This window comes from Paenibacillus sp. FSL R7-0179 (assembly GCF_038002265.1).
Classification (GTDB): Bacteria; Bacillota; Bacilli; order Paenibacillales; family Paenibacillaceae; genus Paenibacillus_AQ.
The window spans coordinates 24,474-43,521 of the sequence record NZ_JBBOCC010000001.1; the positions used below are offsets into that span (position 1 = coordinate 24,474).

A 19,048-nucleotide genomic window follows, 5' to 3' on the forward strand; every position below is an offset into this window, starting at 1 on the left:
AATCCGGTGCTTCCACCATCTTCAAGATTACCCTCTATACTGCTCACTCTATCAGTCTACTCTTTGTCTTGCTTGGCTTGAACGAACACATACGTGTTCTCATCCGACAAGTCCGCTTCATACCGGAAATCAAATCCGCTGAAGCCCTGAATCTCCTCCACGCTGGTAATCTGCTGCTCCGCCATGAACCGGACCATCTCGCCCCTGGCCATCTTAACCAGTGTCGCCCGCTCCACTACCTTGCCGCCGATCTCCTGCCCGAATACACAGCTTACCATCCGGACACCGCTGCTGAGATAGGGAGAGACACACTTGCTGTATTCCTTGGAGGCCAGATTCACAATCGTGTCAGTCTCTGCGAACAGCTGGTCCGCTAATCCTCTGTTCCAGAACTCATAGAGGGTACTGAAGCCCGGCCCGCCCAGCCTGGCCTGCATCTCCAGCCTGTAAGGGACCACCCCGTCGAACGGCCGGACGATCCCATAGAACCCGGACAGTATCCGCAAATGCTGCTGCAGATAGTCCAGCTCCTCCGTCTGAAAAATCCCCGGCGCCATGTACTGGTACTGGATGCCCTCATAGGCGAAGATCGCCGGGGTCAGGTTCCGGGTCAGGTCCATCTCTTCAATCCGCTGCATATTCAGCGCAGCAATAGCATCATTACATTTCCACAGCGCCTTGGCTTCTGCGTAACTCAATTTACGAAGCAGAGCCAGGAGCGTCTGTGACTCGTTTAAGAACTGCGGAGCCTGGCGGGATTCCAGGAAATCCGTGTCCGTCTTCATCTTTTTGGCAGGTGAAATGATGATTCTCATGATACGCTCTTTTCTACCCCTACGGGAAAATAAATGTACCTCTATACTATCATATTATCTCCCCGCCGGCCCCCGGCCAAGCTATTCAGCAGCAAGCGGTACGAAGACAGAGGCGCAGTTCGCCTGGCGGAACCGGGCAATCACATGCCTGCTCCAGTCACGCGTATACTCAGGGTGGGCGCTCAGGTACAGCTCCTCCAGATGATTGAACGCGGCATCGTACGGGATGCCCGGATTGTCGCCGTTCACCTCAAGCTGGGTAATATGCAGATAGATGCCCCCGGGCACCGTCACCTTCTCCACACTGTCAGGAAGGCCATCGAAGCTGCTGACCCTTGTGCCGAAGCAGGAATTCACCTTCCCCTCCTCCCCGCTGTTCACCGGGAATCCGTAATAGTCATGCAAGTAATAACGGGCTGCCCCGGTGGCGAATACCTGATCCTGCACGCCGAAATATTTGGTGATCACAAACTCCTCATCCTCCGGCAGCGTCATGCTGCAGGCAATCTTCATTTCCGGCAGGGTTACGGGCTTGAAGCGCAGGGAGCCGAACTGTTCGGCCGTATTCCCCGGCAGAATCACCGGCTCGTATTTGGTAAGAATCTCACCGGACGGGTCATATGTATTGAAGCTGAGGCCGGCGGGATTATAGACATAGCTTGTATCCTTGCGGAATTCACCCACGAAATATTCATCGGCGTGCATCCGTTCCTCGTAGCCGGTCCGCCCGGCGCTCTTCGATTCATTGATCAGAACCTTGGCATACCGGCAAGCGGGTACGGTCAGCGTCTCCGTATACTCCGGCAAATGCGCTGGCAGCCCCCCGAAGCTGCTTACCTCCATGCCCACAATCACTTTGTAGTTGCCATCCCCCTGAACCTCAGTGCGTACTGTGACGATCTCCCGGCCTTTAATCTGGTGCTCTATCAGACTGGAGAGCAGTGCAATCTCTCCTTCTGCCGCCAGCTTTTTTGTATAAAAGTAATCATTAATCGTACCGCCCGCCTGCCCGGAATCATAATACCCGCCATACCCCCGGCTCTCATACGATATTGGCAGCGCAATCCCCACAACCTTCATTTCCGGCCTGTCCACAATGCTGCACAGCTCCGTAACCTGCTCTACATGAACCTCACTTAACATCTCCATCTGCTTCAGCTCCTCCACCATTCTCAGGATTACCGGCTTCACACGGGGACTATAGCCTTCAGCTGCTTGCTGCGGCAGTGCTTGCTTGCTCAGATTCATAGGTCAGCTCCTCTCCTGGTTAAGCTCAAGTATAGTAGCCCGCGGTTCGTAAATATTATCACTTCTTAACATCTTTCAGCTTCATCCACACGCTCATCGTTATGGCATCCGGGCGATTCGGGGTTATTGTCTCATAGGTTGTAAAAGCAGGCGCCCCCTCCCTGCTCCACCCGCTCTCCTCTACCCAGCTCTCCAAAAGCGTGATAAACATTCTCCGGTCCCCATAGCTGCTGCTCTCAAGCACCGCATACCTGCCTTCGGGAGCCTGCAGAATCTGCAGGCCGCTATCTCCGGCCAGCGCTATCGCCTGCCCTTGTTCCAGCCGGACTCCGCAGGTATAGCGGCCGCCGTGCTGGATAACGCAGAACATGCTTGCCGCTCTTAGTACCTCAGGATGATAACGTGAGCAATAACTCATCACGGCTGCTGCTGCCTCCTCTTCCGCCTGCTCCCCTTCCCTCGATGCAGCCAGAAATTCAAGGCCTTCACTGAAGTTTACACTGATCTTGTCATAATCCGTCCGCTTCCTCACCGGCACATACAGAATCAGCTTCTTCACCTCGCAGCCCTTGCGGATATACTCTTCCCCATAGCGCTCCTCAGCCTGCTCGAACATGCTGGTCCGCAGCCACTTCAGATACAGATAGTCCCAGGCCCGTCCAATCTCAGCCTCATCGCCTCGGACCGCCAGCTTGGCACAGGTGAAGCTGCGTGCCGGGACAACCGCAAGCTCCCGGAAGATACTTCCGGTTAAGCTGTTCAGCAGGGCCGGGTCATGCTCCACCGCAAGCTCATAACAGAACAAGCCGCCCTGCGGCTGCCCGTCCCGCCCGAAGAGTCTGCCCTGGTAGGCTGGGAGAAGAGCATATAACGATTCCAGTGCTTGCTGTTCAATGCCGCTGTGCCTGGTTGAATAGAATTTCATATGTAGGGTTGCAGGAAGGAGCTCTGTGCTGACGGTTACCTGCCGGACGGCTTCACTGTCGAATCTGGGGAAGAAATAGCAGGCGGGACTTTTTTGATAGGCTAACGGGGTTAAGCTTGTGGCTGATTTCACATGCTTGCATAAGGCTTGCTGCGAGCTGTAGCCGCAGGTGTATGCTATCTCGGCAAGCGGGCGCTGTGAGCTTCGGATCATCCCGAGCGCCACCGAGAGCCTGCGCTTGCGGATGTACTCTTTGACCGAGTGGCCGGTGTAGGTATAGAAGTCACGGTACAGCTGCATCAGCGAGGTGAATCCGGCCTGCGCAGCTTGTTCAAGCGGAATCTCCTCATGCAGATGCTCCTCGATGAAGGCGATAGATTGTCTGAAGCGGTCGGACCCTGGCATAGGCATTCCTCCGGCTGAATATATATTACATCAGATCTTCATACTTGCGCTTCCCGTGAAGCACCCGTCTAATCTCAACAATATCATCTAATACAACATAGAACACGATGTAATTCTCCACAACCAGAGAACGGTATTCATCCTTTAAGCCATTCATGCTACGGGCAACCGGACCTGAGAATGGAAATAACTCTAACCTGGCAATGGCTTCATCAAACTTATCCAACAGATCATTAGCTGCATCCGGTGCCGCAAGCTCATTGCTACTGCCTTCTCTCACTGGCCGCTTGTAGAGAGAATTGTTGCACTTTTTGCAGGATTCCTCCACACCTATTTCTGGCTGAATTACAATGTTGCATTATTTGCACAATTTTTGGTGTTTTGGGCAAGTTATCGCTGGATTTGTTGCATTTTGTGCATGATTTCAGGGATAGACCGCTTCTATGGGCAAGATTGTTGCATTTCTTGCAGAATTCTTCTTACTTCCTCGGCTAAATGATGCGTGCCTGGACACGCAAATTCACGCAAATAAAAAACGCCTTGGCAGGGCGTTATTGATCTGATTTAATCCGAATCTGCTTTCGCAATTTATTAAGTACTTCAGAGTGACTATAGCGCTCCTTAGAGGTATCGGCTTCATGCTCAGCTTCTTTAAGTTTCATGATATGAATATTCTCATATTGTTCGATACTCATCACTACCATATCCCCATAACCATTTTTGGTTAATAAAACAGGCTCATTATTCTCATGAACAATCCGGGATATTTCAGCAAAATGGTTGCACAAGTCGGATACGGGCCGAATCTGTGGCATTAACCCCCCCTCCTTTTAGCGCCATGTTATCATAATTATGATAATGATTCAATTCCTATCCATTACCCGAATCACCGTATCAAAAGCCTCAAGCTCCACAACCTGCGGACCGTAGTCCGTCTCGATGGTGGTCTGCTGCGGCTGGTCGCTATTGTTAATCACAACCAGGCGCTTGCTCTGCGGATAATACGCACACTCGGTGTAGAGGTTATCCGGGAGGTAGCGGGTCTCCTCCAGCTCATTGCCGGCGTAGCGGATCAGATTCAGCAGCAGGCGGGTATTCTCCCAGTTGAAGGCCAAGGACGGCAGGTAGATGCCCTTCCCTCTTCCGAAGCTATTCACAGTCAGGGCCAGCTTGCCCTCTGCCTCATGGACCACCGCAGCAGCCCCGTCCGTCAGATAGATTTCGTTCTTCGGCGTGAGACTGACACCATCCGGCACCAGACCATGTACTGGCTGAACCTCATAAGCCCATTTGCCGTGCGCTACCCGTGCGCCGGTGTCCTCATCCACCCCGAGAACATGCGCCATCCGGAAGTAATGATCGTAGCCGTCCACGGCGGAAGGCTGATTCACCCCGATCAATGTACCGCCCTTATACACCCACTCCGTCAAGGCGTCCACCGCCTGACTGTCCTTCCAGTGGTCCCCGCCGCTCCACGCTGAACCGGCGCTGCCTGCATTGATCACCACATCCACATCCTGCAAGGCACCCTGGCGGACATCCCCGAAGTCGATGAACCGCACCTCTACCGGCAAGCCGGATAAGGCCTCATTGATATGGATCAGGTCATGCATATACGTCTCATGGAAGTGGCCGGAGAGGGTCCATGACCGCAGCTTGCCCCACGAGTGCAGAATAGCTACCTTAGTTTTGATGTGATAAGGTCTCCCCTGCCGGTGCAGCTCCTTGATCTCCCTGAATTCATCCGCAATCTTCTCAATATACGCGCAGAAATCCGGGTACGGCTCGACCAGATGCAGATAGCCGCCCAGGCCGATCCGGTCGATTGGCTCACGCAGGAGGGCGCGCCGGATGTTAATCCAGTATTGCTTCGCATCCAGTGTGGGATTGCCTCCTTCCATGAAGGTAGGTGCACCGCCCAGGCCAACCGGGAACAGATACGGATGCAGCCGGATCTCATGCGTGTCCACCTTCACCCCTGAACAGAGTCTGGCTTCATAGCCCGAGAACACGCATTTGATCATCCCGTCGAAGCCGAACTCCCCGAAGCGGTCGTTATACGGCTCTGCTCCCACCCAGCTGTCGTCGTAGAAGACATATGCCAGCTTGCCGTGCTTATGCACAATGTCAATTAGCTGCTTGCCGAACCCGATGACGAAATCGTTGATAAAAGCCATATAATCGAGCTTACGCTGCTCCGCCGGAATATGACTGACACGGTATTTGCCGCCGTTCACGAAATCCTCTGCGGTCAGCGAATAGCCGTATTGCTCCGCGAACAGATCCAGGCCCCGCGCGCTCACCGTGAAGTCGTAGGACCCCCAGTCCGAGAACAGATGGCGGTTCTGCCCGCTGCGGCCCCAAATCCAGGCGAAATTGTAGAACAGGGAGGTGAAGCGGACCACGGTCGTCGCCTGATGCTCCCCGCACCAGTCCTCCATCCAGTCCAGCAGGTACTGCCGGGTCTCAGGATACATCGGATCGATCTGCATCAGATGCTCTTTGTCCCAATGATTCGTCGTGTGGTTGTACATCGAGATCTCTTCCCAGATCCGGTAGGCCATGAAGCTGACCGTATATTTATGCCAAGGCGTTATGCCGGTCAGCACCACATTGCCGGACTCCCGGTCGTAATTCCACTGCTCCCCCGGCACCTCCTTCCCGGTTGTCCGGTCGTACACCTGCCAGTACTTGAACGCCTCACGGGAATCATTCACCCGGAACTGCTCCGCGAAGAAATCCTCCAGCAGGTAGATGGATAGGTAATCCTGCACAGCCACCTTCGGACTTGTAATCAGGAAGGTCTGCTGCAGCTTGTCCGGGTTCTTCGACGCCCAAGCGTTATGGTCACGGATGATACACAGGGTCGAATAAATGCCGTAACCGGCATTAATAATCTCTTCCGACAACTGCGTACCGTCACTGTCACGAATGACATCGGCCCCCCAGCGTTCGGCAAGCTTCAAGGTCAGTGCTTCATAACCGGCTTCCCCCGGCAGGGTAAAAGCTCCTGTGGAACCTGTAGATGGTGTCTGCAACGTAAATTCCTCCTATTTGAGCAGATCCGACAGGAACGCAAGCGCGAGGCCCTGGCCCCAGCCCTGAGTCCAGTCCTTAGGGATATTGCGGTACCCTTCACGGTCCTTCATGACGGCGGTGCCGCCCGATACGTTCAGTACGCGTCCGTCTTCGGTGATGTTCTCCAGAATACCCTTCAGGGCCTTTTGCACATATTTGGTATGCAGCGGATTGCCGTTATTCACCATGGCCGCCGCGATCCCGCAGGATGCCGACACCTCTTCATAGGACTCCTCATCATCCAGCAGCGTGCGCCACAGGCCGTTCTCCGTCTGCACCAGCTTCAGCGCCGCCAGCTGATCCCGCAGCGAGCATTCCACATCCATGCACTGCGGGTACAGGTACCACTCCTTAAGCAGCGGCTTCACCTGCGACATCGTATAGGCTCCCCAGGCGTTCGCCCGGCCCCAGTACAGCCCGGACATATGATCCTGCTTCACATGGTTATAGCCGTGGAACCAGAGGCCGGTGCTTGGGTCCTGTAAGTATTTGATGTGCCAGTAATACTGGTTAAGCGCGTCCTGGATCAGCTCCTGATCCTCCAGCTTGCTGCCCACGCGCAGCAGGAAGAACGCCGCCATGAACAACGTATCCGCCCAGGCCTGCTCCGGGAAGTCATTGGATACCGAGACGGTATGCTGCAGCACATGATCCCCGAACCGCAGCGCGTTCTCCCGGATATAGCCGATTTTACTCAACACAATATCCCAGTACTTCTGGTCCCCGGTCTCTTCGTACAACGTGATCAGCATATGGCCCATCGCACAGGTGTTGACCGTAAAGGCGGGCAGCCCCAGCTCAATATATTCATCCACCCACTTCACCAGCTGGTCCAGGTATTCCTGGTTCCTCGTCGTCTGGTAGGCTCTGGACACCCCGTAATAGGCAACGCCGCAAGGCCACTCCCACGTTAAATCCATCGCCAGTGTCTTCCTTGCCACTTTATCGATTACACTTAAGATTTCTTCCCGGTTATATTGAACTTGAAGCATATGTATTCCCCTCTCTGTTCCCTGCGTCTCTTGAAGGCAGTTATCATCCGTCCATCCGCTTGCAAGCGCTTTACATAATTTATTGTAAGCAGTAAAATGTTCTACATCTAAGCACATTCACATCAAAACTGCGCAATTTCGACCCTTTATTCTTCAATCCTATTCTAACGCAAGAAGGACAGGAGCTGCTGAAGATGCCCAGAAAAAAGAAACCCGTCATTGAGTACCGCCACTACAGCCTGCCGATCCATTTCCCTGTCCTGCTGCTCAGCGGCGAACGCTGGAAGATCTCCGATATCAAGAGCGAGCACCTGCATTTCCACAACCATCTGGAGATCGGGATCTGCTATTCGGATAGCGGGATTATGGAGATTAAGGGCGAGAACGTGCCTTTTGCCGCCGGAGATGTGACCTTTCTGCCGCGGTATCTGCCCCATACGACGTACAGCTCTCCGGGTGAGGCCAGTCTGTGGTCCTATCTGTTTTTCTCGCCGGAGGAGCTGTTTCAGCATTCCTTCAAGAGCGCCTACGCCGGCTTCGAGCCGAATCTCTGGGCAGTGCAAGGAGCGAACTGTATTCTGGGCAGGGACAAACACCCCCTGGTCTATACGCTGGCTACCTCCATCGTCCGCGAATTGCAGCAGCAGAAGCCTTACTATCAGGAGAGTGCGTACGGCTTATTGCTGTCCCTGTATATTGAGCTGCTCCGCATTCATTCTACGAACGAAGCCTTGAGCGGCCAGGAGGCCGGGCATAGCCTGAAGGGCGATTTTGCAATCTCCCCTGCGCTGGAGTATATCACCAGGAACTATATGACGCCGATGACCATTAATGATCTGGCCGAGCTGTGCCACTTAAGCACCACCCACTTCCGCCGCAAATTCCATGACATCATGGGCACCGCCCCCCTGGATTTCCTGAGCAGCACCCGGATTGAGGAAGCCTGCAAGCAGCTGAAGAGCACCGAGGATTCCATTCTGGAGATCTCGGAGAAGGTCGGCTTCCACTCCATCTCCAGCTTCAACCGCTGCTTCTCCAAGCTGATGGGCGTCTCCCCCAAGGAATGGCGCAAGGGTACGCAGTCGGAGGCACAGTCGGCGAAGGCGAGTATTCTGGAGTTCACGGGTTGGGTGTGAGCGCAGGTTATTTTCTTGCCAGCGCTACTCTTCGAATACTCTCTTGTGTCCAGGGAGGAGCCTGGGGATGCTTCATGATCTCATCGCAGGTCAGCCAATGGACGGCTTCCACTTCATCCGGACTTCTGTTAGTTGCTGTACCACTCTCATATTCACATAGGAATACCATATTGATGACATGGTGCCCATCCTCAGTTACGAAGGAGGAGCTATACACAAAAGTAACCGCATCCTTGATCACGATGCCAACCTCCTCCTCGCATTCGCGCTTCACCGTCCGTTCGAGGATTTCGAGCGTGTTGCCCTCCATATCCACTTTTCCCCCTACAAGAGCTAGGGTCCCTCCTGCATGCTCCTCTTTGGTACTCCGTGTAATCATAAGCCACTTATCTTCCTTACAGATTGCTGCTTCTACGTTAACTATGAACACGCTACCATGCCCCTCTCCTGAAGATTCTGTTATAGCCAATTATAGCAAATACAAGGCTTCCAATCGCCCGGGTAATCAGCAAGTGGACAAACGTATCTTAATTTATCGCTTTCCGGGGATTGTACGCAAACAGGTGGAAAAACAGCAACTAATTCTAGTGATTGTGCCAATTGTATAAAATCCAACTGCTTCCACCCGCCATCCTGCTATCTCCCTCCCCACAGGTTATCCAAGGTCCAGATCGAGCCTTATCCTAATTGGCTATACGCCAAACCCTAAACTTCATCGGTCAAAAAAAAGCGAATTCAGCACAATGTCTGAATCCGATTTTTCTGATTCGAATATCTTAGTCTAATGCGTTAGTCAATCAGCTCCGACTTCTGGAGCAGACGCTGGATCAGCACCGCCACTTCTGCGCGGGTGACGTTAGCCTGCGCCTCCAGCTTATTGCCGCCGCGCCCGGTGATTAAGCCGGCGGAGGCTGCGAGCGCCAGGCTGTCCTTCGCCCAGGCTCCCGTGCGGCTTGCATCCGTGAAGCCTGCAAGCACGCCTGCGGTGTCCACCGTGCCGGTCTGTTCGGCGAGACCGGTCAGCTTCATCGCCTTGGCGATGATATTCATGGCCTGCTCGCGTGTGATCCGGTCTCCGGGACGGAAGGTTCCGTCCTCGAAGCCGTTGATCAGACCTGCTTCGGACGCTGTACCAACTGCTGCTGCATACCAGCCATTCGCCGGAACATCTGCGAACTTCGCAGTTCCCTCTCCAAGCTTCAGGCCCAGACCGCGTACGATGATCGCTGCGAATTCGGCACGGGTGATGTCGGCGTTCGGGTTGAACGTGGATTCACTAACCCCGTTAATGACCAGACGGGAGCCCATGTCATTCACCGCATTTTTCGCCCAATGCTTCTCCACATCCGCGAACGTCAGCGGATGCCAGACCACTGAATAGGTACTGTTCGTCAGACTGTTGATCTCTGCGTAATATTTACTATCCTTCTGGATGATTCGGGTTGGTACATGACGCACCGTTCCATCCGGTTCAACAACGATACCTGTTGTAAGCCGGTTCGGGTTAACCCCCTGCGGCAACGCCACTGTCCGCGATACATAAGCATTGAACCGGTTCAACTCTACTGTTGAGGTCCCGGAAGAAGCTGTAACAGTGAAATCCAGGGCTGGTGCTGCAAGGGTAAGGCCGTCTCTGTCTGCCGCAGCAGTAACCACCTGATTCATGGCAGCCGAAGCGTCACCAATGGTAATTCTCAGTGTAATATCCTCCAGCTTAGCCCCGTTACCTAATCTTTCGGCCAATGCGCCGATGTTAATCTGTGATGCAGGTAACGTATAGCTGCCCTTGCTGGTCTGAAGCACCAGGGTGACCGCCACATTCTCCATATTCTTGATCATCTGGCCGCTCAATTCTCCGACAATCACATTTGAATCCAGCATCATCGGAATAGTTACTACAGCCCCGTTCCCCTCAGCATCCAGCTTCGCCTGCAATCTGGCCGGATCTACCGCGATGGTCGTTGTTCTAACGTTACCGGAGGTCGTGGTCGTTGCTTTACCCGCGTTCTCCTCCTTGCCGTTCACAAGGACAATCACATCGGTGACCGTACTGGCCGGATTCCCGGAAGGAGCCCCGCTGTTCGGGTTGCTTCCGCTTCCCGGGCTGACTGGCTCGGGAGTTGGTGTTACCGGAGTAGTCACCGCAACTACTGCAATAACGCTGCCGTATTTTACCACCCTGCCTTCCCCATCTACCTCAGCAATGCCAAGCGTATCCCCATCGGCTGCCGGAATCAGCCCTTCACTGCCAACAAGTGTGTATCCATTCAGAAGATCTCCCACATTCGGCACGATGATGCTGCCAGCACCAAAATTCTTATACAGCAGCTTATGCCCTTCAGCCGGTACAGGCGTAACCTTGATTTGTGTATAGCCGTTACTCTCTGCACCACCCGGATCACTGGCACTTACAGCCAAGTCCCCGGCAGGGATCAGAACATTCGTTGTAAAAGTCAGCGCAGTTGCTGGTCCCGCCGGAACCGATCCGCTGGCTGCCACCCGTACCTTCACGGCATGCTCGCCGCTGAGGTCCGGCAGGTTCGTTCCGTCATAACGTACGTATGGTCCGTCGTCCACGGAGAATTCCATGCTGGTGTCCAGGCCCGTAATCGTATTGTTCAGATCATCCGCTACCACTTCTGGAGCCGCCGGGATCACGGCATCCGAATCATGCACAATCACTTGAGCAATAGCAGAAGCAAAGTCCGTTGAAGTAGCCTTCACACGCACATAGTACGTGCCCGGTGCAAGACCGGTAATCGTAGTGTCTGTAACTTCTGTCCAAGCCCCTGTGTTCCCCATCTGGTATTCCATCAGGCCAGTCAGATTCTGCAGTGTTCCGTCGTTAGCCCCGTTATAGGTCACATCCGTTACACTTACTCCGACTGGAGCGGCCTGACGCATGGGAACACTCAACACTTGCGCATCACTATCGGTAGTGGTCACCCCGTTGCCCGTCTTCACCATATTCAGCACGCTGCCCAGCCAGCTGCTGTCTAGCAGGAGCGTTCCATCCGTGGTGGCCGTTACAGCCGTACCATTTATAGTGTATACCCCTTCTGCAATCAGACCTGTCAATTGCTCAGCGGCGTAATCAATCACCGCCGCAGGCGTAGCTTCCGCCTCAGATGCAAAGGAGACTACTGTCACTTCCACTGCAGCTGAGCTGAACGCCGTTGCTGTCGCCTTCGTGCGGACAGTGTACACGCCTGGCGCAAGGCCTGTGACGGTGGTGCCTGGAACATCTGTCCATGCGCCTGCTGTACCTTTTCTGTATTCCATGGCTGTTGTCACATTCGTGAGCGTGCCATCCTTCGCATGAATCGCTGTTTCGTCCGTTGAAGCTACACCCGCAGGCGCTGCCGGACGGGCAGGAATAGTCAGGGTCTGCACCGCACTATCGATAGTTGTGGATGCATTCCCCTGCTTCACCAGGCTCAGGGAGCTGCCCAGCCAAGCGCTATCCAGCGCGCCAGCTTGCCGTCTGCATCCGCTGTTACGGTCAACGTACCGTTCAGTGTATACGTACCGTTTGCCGTCAGACCGCCCAGTTGCTCAGCTTCGTAGTCAATGACCGCTGCTGGCGTGGCTTCCAGTGTTGGTACGTAGGCATTTACCGTTACAGCTTGTGCTTCCGAGGCAAAAGCTGTAACCGTCCCCTTCGTACGGACAGAGTACGTATCCGGGACCAACCCGCTTACGCTAGTGCCTGTGACATCTGTCCATGCGCCTGCTGAACCTTTTTTATATTCCATGGCTGTTGTTACATTCGTGAGCTTACCGTTCTTCGCGTTAATTGCCGTCTCATCCGTTGCCGCAACTCCGGCAGGTGCTGCCGGACGGGCAGGAATAGTCAGAGCCTGCGCCGCACTATCTATAGTAGTTGACGCATTCCCCTGCTTCACTAGGCTAAGGGAGCTGCCCAGCCAAGCGCTATCCAGCGCCAACTTACCGTCTGCATCTGCTGTTACGGTCAACGTACCGTTCAGTGTATACGTACCGTTTGCCGTCAGACCGCTCAGCTGCTCAGCTTCGTAATCAATGACCGCTGCTGGTGTGGCTTCCGGTACCGCTACATACGCAACCACATTCACGCTGTGTACTTCCGAGGCAAAAGCCGTCAAAGTCGCCTTGGTCTGGACGTAGTACGTACCCGGAGCCAGCCCCGTCACCGTTGTACCTGTTACATCCGTCCATACGCCTGCGGCACCTTGCTTGTACTCCATGTCCGGAGGCACATTCGTAAGCGTACCGTTCTTCGCGTTAATCGCCGTCTCATTCGTTGCTGTTACTCCGGAAGGTGCTGCCGGACGAACAGGGATGGTCAAGGTCTGCGCCGCACTGTTAATCGTCGTGGACGCATTTCCCTGCTTCACAAGGTTCAGGGTGGTTCCCAGCCAAGAGCTATCCAGCACAAGCTTGCCCGCCGAATCCGCCTGTATCGATAACGTACCATTCACCGTGTACAGACCATTCGCCAGCAGACCGCTTAGCTGCTCGGCCCCATAGTCAATCACCGCTGCCGGGGTTGTCTCTACCATTGGCACATAAGTATTTACCGTTACACTATGCGCTTCGGAGGCAAAAGACGACGCCGTCCGTTTCACACGGACCTCGTACGTACCCGGAGCAAGCCCCGTTACCGTTGTACCGGTCACATCCGTCCATGCTCCCCCGGTACTTAACTTATACTCCATCGCAGTAGTCACATTCGCAAGTGTACCGTTGTTCGCCTCTATCGCCAGTTCATCCGTTGCCGTCACACCAGCCGGTGTTGCCGGACGGGATGGAATGACCAGTACCTGCGCCGCACTGTCTACCGTTGTTGATGCATTCCCCTGCTTCACAATACTCGGGACTCTCCAAGCCAGCTCTGCTCCAGCGCAAGCGTACCATCCGCAGTCGCCGTTACCGATGTACCGTTTACGGTATACATACCATTCGCCGTCAGACCGCTCAGTTGCTCGGCCCCATAGTCAATCACCGCTGCCGGGGTAGCCTCTGCCGTTGGCACATACACATTCACCGTTACACTATGCGCTTCCGATACAAAAGACGACGCCGTCAATTTCACACGGACCTCGTACGTACCCGGAGCCAGTCCCGTCACCGTTGAACCGGACACATCGGTCCATACTCCACCGGTACTTGGCTTATACTCCATCGCTGAAGTCACATTCTCAAGTGTACCGTTGTCCGCATCTATCGCCAGTTCATCCGTTGCCGTCACACCTGTTGGCGCCGCGGGACGGGATGGAATGACCAGCACCTGCGCCGCACTGTCTACAGTTGTCGTAGAATTCCCCTGCTTCACAATACTCAGAGACTCACCCAGCCAGCTCTGCTCCAGCGCCAGGGTACCAGCCGCAGTCGCGGTTACCGCCGTACCGTTCACAGTATACGTGCCATTCGCCGTCAGACCGCTTAGCTGCTCGGCTGCGTAGTCAATCACCGCTGCCGGTGTCGGCTCCAGCGCTGGCTTGAACAGCGATACAGTTGCTGTCTGCGGCGAACCGCTAACCGTATATCCGCTTGGCGAATTCACAGCCACGGATACAGCGCCCTCGCCGGTCACTGAAGTAAGCGCCAGGCTCCAAGCGGTCCCGGAACCGCTCAGGGACCCTTTTACCGCAGAGCCTGTGCCGTCTGTAATGGTGATATCGTCTGCTGTCAATCCGGCAATCGCAGCATCAAAGGTCAGGTCAATCTTCGTTGAAGTAGTGGTTCCCGGCACACCGTCCGCTACAGCCGATTGCAGCACAACCGGAGTTAAGGCCACCCTGTTGAACAGCTTGCCGGTGATTCGGTAATGAGTGGCATCTGTATTATCTGTTGTGATAAAAACAATCTTGTCGCCGAAGGCCGGATATACGGCGAACTTCGCATAATATTCCACATTGAACATCCAGCTGTCTTCATCGTATCCCTGAAATACAGCAGGAGCCGAATCCACTGGCTGATCCGTTGTGTACAGCAGGGTCCCGTCATTGTCATAGTAATTCAGGTAGGCGTACTGGGTCCCCGACCACTCTGTGCCGTAGTTATAGGCATCATTAATAGCCTGATTCGACGCAGCGTCCGTGCTTACCGTAACGAATCCCGGCAGTGTGCCTTTCTTATACATAGCAGCCGATGCTTCACCCAGAGAACCATTTACGGTAAATCCGCCTTGGCTGACACCTGCATTGTCATATAAGGAGACACTCGTGATTCCGGTCTGCCAGGCATATTGACTGAACATGAAATTTCCGTTGCTCAGCGTAGACAGATACAGCTGCTTCTCATTCGTTCTCGCCCCGACATTAATCGTGGTTATAGGGCTTCCGCTGTTATTGAATAACCGCAGATAGATATTATCGTTCGAGGGTCCTGAGTTGTAAGCCGCCATATACACGCCGTCACCGGCAGCTACGTAAGACATGCTCGCATTAGCATCTACCAGCAGGGTTTCGCTTGACACCGGTACGCCGGCAGCAGTGAATACGCGGGTAACCGTGCTTACATTATCATTTCGTTGCCAGGAAAAAGCGATATCGCCGTTAGACAGCTCAGCCGCAGATATAAAGCGCGTTAACTGCGGCAGACTGGCCGCACTGAAGGTATTCAGCCGGGTCTGGCCGGTCACCTTCTGGCCGTTCTTATCCAGCACCATGAAATAGGCATTTGGTGTACTCTCGGTAACTGTGCCCAGCTGCAGGTTGTACTCGCTGGAGTCGCTTTTACTATACATAATCAGCAGATTGCCGTTATTGAGCGCAAGCATACTCACATACGTCATTTTGTAATAGGTGTCCATCAGATTGCCCAGGTTAACGTCCGTTAAAAGCGTTCCTGCGCTGTTATAGACCCTTAAGAAATTAGAGGCCGTGTAAGAATTCCCCTGATAGACGAATGAATTCAGCAGCACCGCCGTACTTCCATCCTGTAGACCCTGCGCATCCGCCAGGTTCTTGCCCGCCGAATACGTAACCGGAGGCTCAATGACAAAATCAGCCGCTTCATTGAATGACGCCACCGCCGCATAGGCACGGAGTGACATCATGGGCAGCAGCCCAATCACCAATACCACAGCCAGCCCGATCTTCCCCAATTTCTTAAACATCGCTTTCCTCCTTGTCGAATGACCATTTCCATAATATTGATAACGCTTCCGCAAAACTCTGAACATGCTGCACACGCTCTGCACATGCCCGGCATTAGCAAGCATTAGTTTTCCATACTGGTTTATCGACATTTTTCGCGATTTAGTTAACTAATTCGACAAAATATCTTCAGGTTTTTCGCTAATAAATGTGTATTAAGTCCTTGCATGATGTGAAAAGACGCAAATACGCGCAAAATAACCCCACAAAGTGAGGCTTTAGCGTAGGTGGTGACTCAGGTACTTTGCGGGGACCCCAAAACATATAAATTCTATCAAAAAAGCCCGCTCTGCCGATGGCACAGAACGGGCTGCTAAATAATCCTCTACATTTCTTCCACATACCGCTTGGCTTCACCAAGAGGCATATCCGTATGCTGACGGACCAGCTTGATGGCCAGAATGAGCTGTCCATCCTTTTTTAGCTGCCGGACATGCTCCTGAACTTCCTCGGGAACGACCTTCAGTGAAGTGCTTGCAGCCTCCCGGCGCTTCAGCTCTGCAGCTACCTGCTGCTCCATATGCGGTGTCAACGTCTCGTCTACGGTCGCGGCAGGCACCGGCCAGCGCTCCGGCTTACTTCCCCGGACCGCTGCGAGCAAGGTGCCGACAATCGAATAGAGCACCATATACTGGGCTAAGCGGTACAGGTATAACCATACGGTACTGAGGCGCGTAACCTCGCCGTCCGGCTTCAGAATGCTCACGTTCTCCGTAATGGAGAACTGCCCCGGCGCATAATTAGTGACATGCCGGTCCACCTGCAATTGTCCGAACGGCGAGATGATCCATTCCAGCGGCTTGTTATAGACCGGATTGCCCGCCGAGTCGATGAACATGCCGAAGAAGGAGAACAAGGCAATAACAATGACCAGACCGTTCGACCAGTTCATCCGCTTACCGAACACAACCAGACTGAACACCACCAGCAAGATAACACTTCTCGCATAATCATTATGTAGGAATAACTTTAGAACAATAGGCCCTCCCCACCCGAACAGCACTACCATAACGGCGGCGAATACAAATACACCCAGCAGAATTTTAAGATTTTTCATCACTTACTTCCTTCTCCTTTCCTGCCTCCTATTCTATATTTACCCAGAAAGAAGTCATTTGAGGCGATCTTGTTTATAGTACATTATAGCTGTCAGCCGACATGTTATAATATGCAGTCTATGATCACCCCAAGTGAAGGAGGATTACTTACTATGCAGGAATTGTTAGATATGAAGGAATTGTTCAAGCAGATCATCAAGCAGGACGTTAAGCCTTTTTTCTCCGCACAGGGCTATCGTACAAAAGATCTGAATTTCTACAAAACAGAGGGTCAGTTCAGCTATAAAATCAATATTCAGAAATACCAGTACAATACACACAAGCAACTCAGCTTCTATGTGAATTACAATCTTCATTCCGAAGAGCTTGCGCAATATAGGCCTGCTAAGTCTCTGGGCTTGGCTCACTTCTATGCCCGAATCAACCAAATCGTCCCCGCCGCCCCGGAACGCTACTTCCTGACGCCGGAGGTAGATGTGGACAAGTTCACGGCAGACCTGCTGCTCCACTTGGATCAGGGGCTTCAATTCTTGTACACCTTAACCGATGCCAGGGCCATTGTTGAATACTATATGCAGCGGACAGCACTGCATTTAAGTGAGGAGACCTTCGGGTTCCTGCTGGATACAGGGGATACTGAGACTGCGGAGCAGTACCTGAAGCAGCTCCAAGCGAAATACGGCGCCGAGAAGCGCTGGGCAATCTGGGAGCAGAAATATGCAGCGGTCTGGGAGAAATACGGAAGCTCTTCCTAGCGCAGGAGATTCTAGTCGCTTTTCCGATTACATTTCGCCTACCCAGCGCACACGGTCCAATTGTGGTTGGTTTTCTGTGAAAATACGTTTGGTACAACCTGCGATAAACTCTTACTACTCATTTTCATGGGCATAGGTTGGGCCGTTCGCTCTCGTACCGGCCCTACACAAAAAGGGCTCCCCGCTCTCTGAGGAGACATCGGGATAGCCCTTTTTCAAAATTAGGATAAGTTCTCCGTCAGCAACGTAAAGCCTTCGATCACCGCATCCTCATCAATCTCAATCATGATACAGCGCTTGCCCTGGTAGTTCACCTGCCGTACATATCTCAGGTCCTGCGGGCTGATCGTGATGGACGCGACCTTCGTATCGATCTTGATCGACTTGGAGGTGAACTTCGGGATGACACTGCTGGCCTTCATCTCGTAGTGCTTATTGTCTACAATGGTCTCGAATGCACGCTCTACCTTCTCCGCCGTCACATCCTCCACACCGCTGGCCTTCAGCACACGCTCCACATCGCGGTAATCGAGTCTCGGCGGCTCTTCCTCCTCCGCGTTGTCTTCAATCACCTGATGAATCTCCTCGTACACCTGGGCAATGGTCGCCACATCGATCTGTTCGCCCGCTACTTCCTTCACAATGTCTTCAAAAATAGACCGTTCCTCCAGCGCCGTCACCGACCGCTCCGCATTCAGTACCTGCTCAATGAACTGCGGGTTCGGGTTATTCGCGCTTCCCGTGCAGTACAGCACACGGTTGATATCCGAATAGTTGTCGGTCACACTCGGGTAGAAGAAGCCTTGTTCCGGCGTGCTGAGCTTGATGATCGGATCAACCATGATATTGTATTTGAACTCCCGCTCCACATAATCGAATAAAAGCGTCTTGCGCTGCTGCTCCGTGGAATTCACGCTGCACAGAATGAACGGATGCGCGAAGACCTCGTCCTTCCCGGTCTCCTCGGCTTCGTCATTACGCGCCTTGGTCGGCCGGAAGTATTGCCCCCGCACGAACGTGACCACTGCATCCTTCTCATACTTGGCGTCCACCAGCATTTTGTCCACCAGCATGAGCATCAGGTCCTGCCACTCCTCCGGGTCACCGGTGATCAGTCCCTGGTGCAGCATCACCTGAGACGGCTCCTCCGCTTCCTCCAGGAACTTCAGCTCGAACAGCTTCTGATCCAGCTCGCCCGTCAGCAGCTTCCGGAAGTTGCTCATATACAGCTCCTGCTTCTCGCGTTCCAGCATGGCGAACGGCTGGCGCTCGAAGTGGTAGATTTCGTTCGTTTCTTTCATAATATAGACATTCAGAATATCGTACAGATTCAGCTGATCATGGTCCATCTTGAACTGCTTGCGTATATGTGCGGCTTCTTTCTTGATCATGGTATGTGACACAGCTCCTATGAAATGAATTGGTCAGGCAATAGCTTCCTTAATTATAGCACGTACGTTCTCCATGCAGTTGAAAATTCCGATTCAGCGCCTC

Annotated in this window: 15 protein-coding genes; 2 read left to right on the top strand and 13 right to left on the bottom strand. The window is 53.5% G+C overall.

Going from position 1 to position 19,048, the window contains the following annotated elements:
• Window positions 1–56: 56 nt before the first annotated feature.
• The 7 genes from yaaA to MKX63_RS00130 all read right to left on the bottom strand — a co-directional run bounded on the left by yaaA (window position 57) and on the right by MKX63_RS00130 (window position 7,463).
• Window positions 57–815 (bottom strand): peroxide stress protein YaaA, encoded by a 759-nt coding sequence (yaaA, locus tag MKX63_RS00100; RefSeq protein ID WP_341014452.1) that lies wholly within the window; start codon window positions 813–815, stop codon window positions 57–59.
• An 81-nt stretch (window positions 816–896) separates the two neighbouring features.
• Window positions 897–2,063 carry a GyrI-like domain-containing protein gene (locus MKX63_RS00105; RefSeq protein ID WP_341014453.1) on the bottom strand — a complete coding sequence of 389 codons (1,167 nt, stop codon included), beginning with the start codon at window positions 2,061–2,063 and terminating at the stop codon, window positions 897–899.
• Window positions 2,064–2,121: 58 nt separating this feature from the next.
• The gene (locus MKX63_RS00110; RefSeq protein WP_341014454.1) at window positions 2,122–3,393 is read right to left on the bottom strand and encodes a helix-turn-helix domain-containing protein; all 1,272 of its coding nucleotides are present in this window, start codon (window positions 3,391–3,393) and stop codon (window positions 2,122–2,124) included.
• Window positions 3,394–3,418: 25 nt separating this feature from the next.
• The gene (locus MKX63_RS00115) at window positions 3,419–3,673 is read right to left on the bottom strand and encodes a type II toxin-antitoxin system RelE/ParE family toxin (protein ID WP_341014455.1); all 255 of its coding nucleotides are present in this window, start codon (window positions 3,671–3,673) and stop codon (window positions 3,419–3,421) included.
• Window positions 3,674–3,944: 271 nt separating this feature from the next.
• On the bottom strand, window positions 3,945–4,208 hold the full coding sequence (locus MKX63_RS00120; RefSeq protein ID WP_341014456.1) for a type II toxin-antitoxin system Phd/YefM family antitoxin: 264 nt from the start codon (window positions 4,206–4,208) through the stop codon (window positions 3,945–3,947).
• Window positions 4,209–4,256: 48 nt separating this feature from the next.
• A complete protein-coding gene (gnpA, locus tag MKX63_RS00125) occupies window positions 4,257–6,431 on the bottom strand; it encodes a 1,3-beta-galactosyl-N-acetylhexosamine phosphorylase (protein ID WP_341014457.1) in 2,175 nt (724 codons plus the stop codon).
• A gap of 12 nt (window positions 6,432–6,443) precedes the next feature.
• Window positions 6,444–7,463, bottom strand: a complete 1,020-nt coding sequence (locus MKX63_RS00130) for a glycoside hydrolase family 88/105 protein (RefSeq protein WP_341014458.1) — start codon at window positions 7,461–7,463, stop codon at window positions 6,444–6,446.
• A gap of 194 nt (window positions 7,464–7,657) precedes the next feature.
• Between MKX63_RS00130 and MKX63_RS00135 the strand changes: the two genes are divergently transcribed.
• On the top strand, window positions 7,658–8,599 hold the full coding sequence (locus tag MKX63_RS00135) for an AraC family transcriptional regulator (protein WP_341014459.1): 942 nt from the start codon (window positions 7,658–7,660) through the stop codon (window positions 8,597–8,599).
• Window positions 8,600–8,606: 7 nt separating this feature from the next.
• On the opposite strand, the gene MKX63_RS00140 is transcribed toward MKX63_RS00135, so the two are convergent.
• The 5 genes from MKX63_RS00140 to MKX63_RS00160 form a co-directional block, all read right to left on the bottom strand.
• Window positions 8,607–9,029 carry an NUDIX domain-containing protein gene (locus MKX63_RS00140; protein ID WP_341014460.1) on the bottom strand — a complete coding sequence of 141 codons (423 nt, stop codon included), beginning with the start codon at window positions 9,027–9,029 and terminating at the stop codon, window positions 8,607–8,609.
• Between the two features lie 359 nt (window positions 9,030–9,388).
• Entirely contained in the window at window positions 9,389–12,031 is a 2,643-nt protein-coding gene (locus tag MKX63_RS00145) for an S-layer homology domain-containing protein (RefSeq protein ID WP_341014461.1), read from the bottom strand.
• Window positions 12,032–12,036: 5 nt separating this feature from the next.
• Window positions 12,037–13,446, bottom strand: a complete 1,410-nt coding sequence (locus MKX63_RS00150; protein ID WP_341014462.1) for a hypothetical protein — start codon at window positions 13,444–13,446, stop codon at window positions 12,037–12,039.
• Window positions 13,443–15,701 (bottom strand): hypothetical protein, encoded by a 2,259-nt coding sequence (locus tag MKX63_RS00155; protein WP_341014463.1) that lies wholly within the window; start codon window positions 15,699–15,701, stop codon window positions 13,443–13,445. Before MKX63_RS00155 ends, MKX63_RS00150 begins: the two co-directional genes overlap by 4 nt.
• 365 nt (window positions 15,702–16,066) lie before the next feature.
• Window positions 16,067–16,798, bottom strand: coding sequence for a hypothetical protein (locus MKX63_RS00160; RefSeq protein ID WP_341014464.1), 732 nt, complete (start codon window positions 16,796–16,798; stop codon window positions 16,067–16,069).
• A 153-nt stretch (window positions 16,799–16,951) separates the two neighbouring features.
• Between MKX63_RS00160 and MKX63_RS00165 the strand changes: the two genes are divergently transcribed.
• Window positions 16,952–17,554: a DUF4304 domain-containing protein gene (locus tag MKX63_RS00165; RefSeq protein ID WP_341014465.1), complete on the top strand. Its 603-nt coding sequence runs from the start codon at window positions 16,952–16,954 to the stop codon at window positions 17,552–17,554.
• A 221-nt stretch (window positions 17,555–17,775) separates the two neighbouring features.
• Here MKX63_RS00165 and MKX63_RS00170 read toward each other — a convergent pair whose 3' ends face one another.
• Complete coding sequence (locus MKX63_RS00170; RefSeq protein WP_076158698.1) at window positions 17,776–18,945, bottom strand: DUF4317 domain-containing protein; 1,170 nt, start codon at window positions 18,943–18,945, stop codon at window positions 17,776–17,778.
• Between the last annotated feature and the right edge of the window lie 103 nt (window positions 18,946–19,048).

Bases quoted from the DNA above. Each gene is read 5' to 3' on its own strand.
- yaaA (WP_341014452.1), bottom strand. From the start codon at position 815: ATGAGAATCATCATTTCACCTGCCAAAAAGATGAAGACGGACACGGAT.
- MKX63_RS00105 (WP_341014453.1), bottom strand. From the start codon at position 2,063: ATGAATCTGAGCAAGCAAGCACTGCCGCAGCAAGCAGCTGAAGGCTAT.
- MKX63_RS00110 (WP_341014454.1), bottom strand. From the start codon at position 3,393: ATGCCAGGGTCCGACCGCTTCAGACAATCTATCGCCTTCATCGAGGAG.
- MKX63_RS00120 (WP_341014456.1), bottom strand. From the start codon at position 4,208: ATGCCACAGATTCGGCCCGTATCCGACTTGTGCAACCATTTTGCTGAA.
- MKX63_RS00130 (WP_341014458.1), bottom strand. From the start codon at position 7,463: ATGCTTCAAGTTCAATATAACCGGGAAGAAATCTTAAGTGTAATCGAT.
- MKX63_RS00135 (WP_341014459.1), top strand. From the start codon at position 7,658: ATGCCCAGAAAAAAGAAACCCGTCATTGAGTACCGCCACTACAGCCTG.
- MKX63_RS00155 (WP_341014463.1), bottom strand. From the start codon at position 15,701: ATGTTTAAGAAATTGGGGAAGATCGGGCTGGCTGTGGTATTGGTGATT.
- MKX63_RS00160 (WP_341014464.1), bottom strand. From the start codon at position 16,798: ATGAAAAATCTTAAAATTCTGCTGGGTGTATTTGTATTCGCCGCCGTT.
- MKX63_RS00165 (WP_341014465.1), top strand. From the start codon at position 16,952: ATGCAGGAATTGTTAGATATGAAGGAATTGTTCAAGCAGATCATCAAG.
- MKX63_RS00170 (WP_076158698.1), bottom strand. From the start codon at position 18,945: ATGATCAAGAAAGAAGCCGCACATATACGCAAGCAGTTCAAGATGGAC.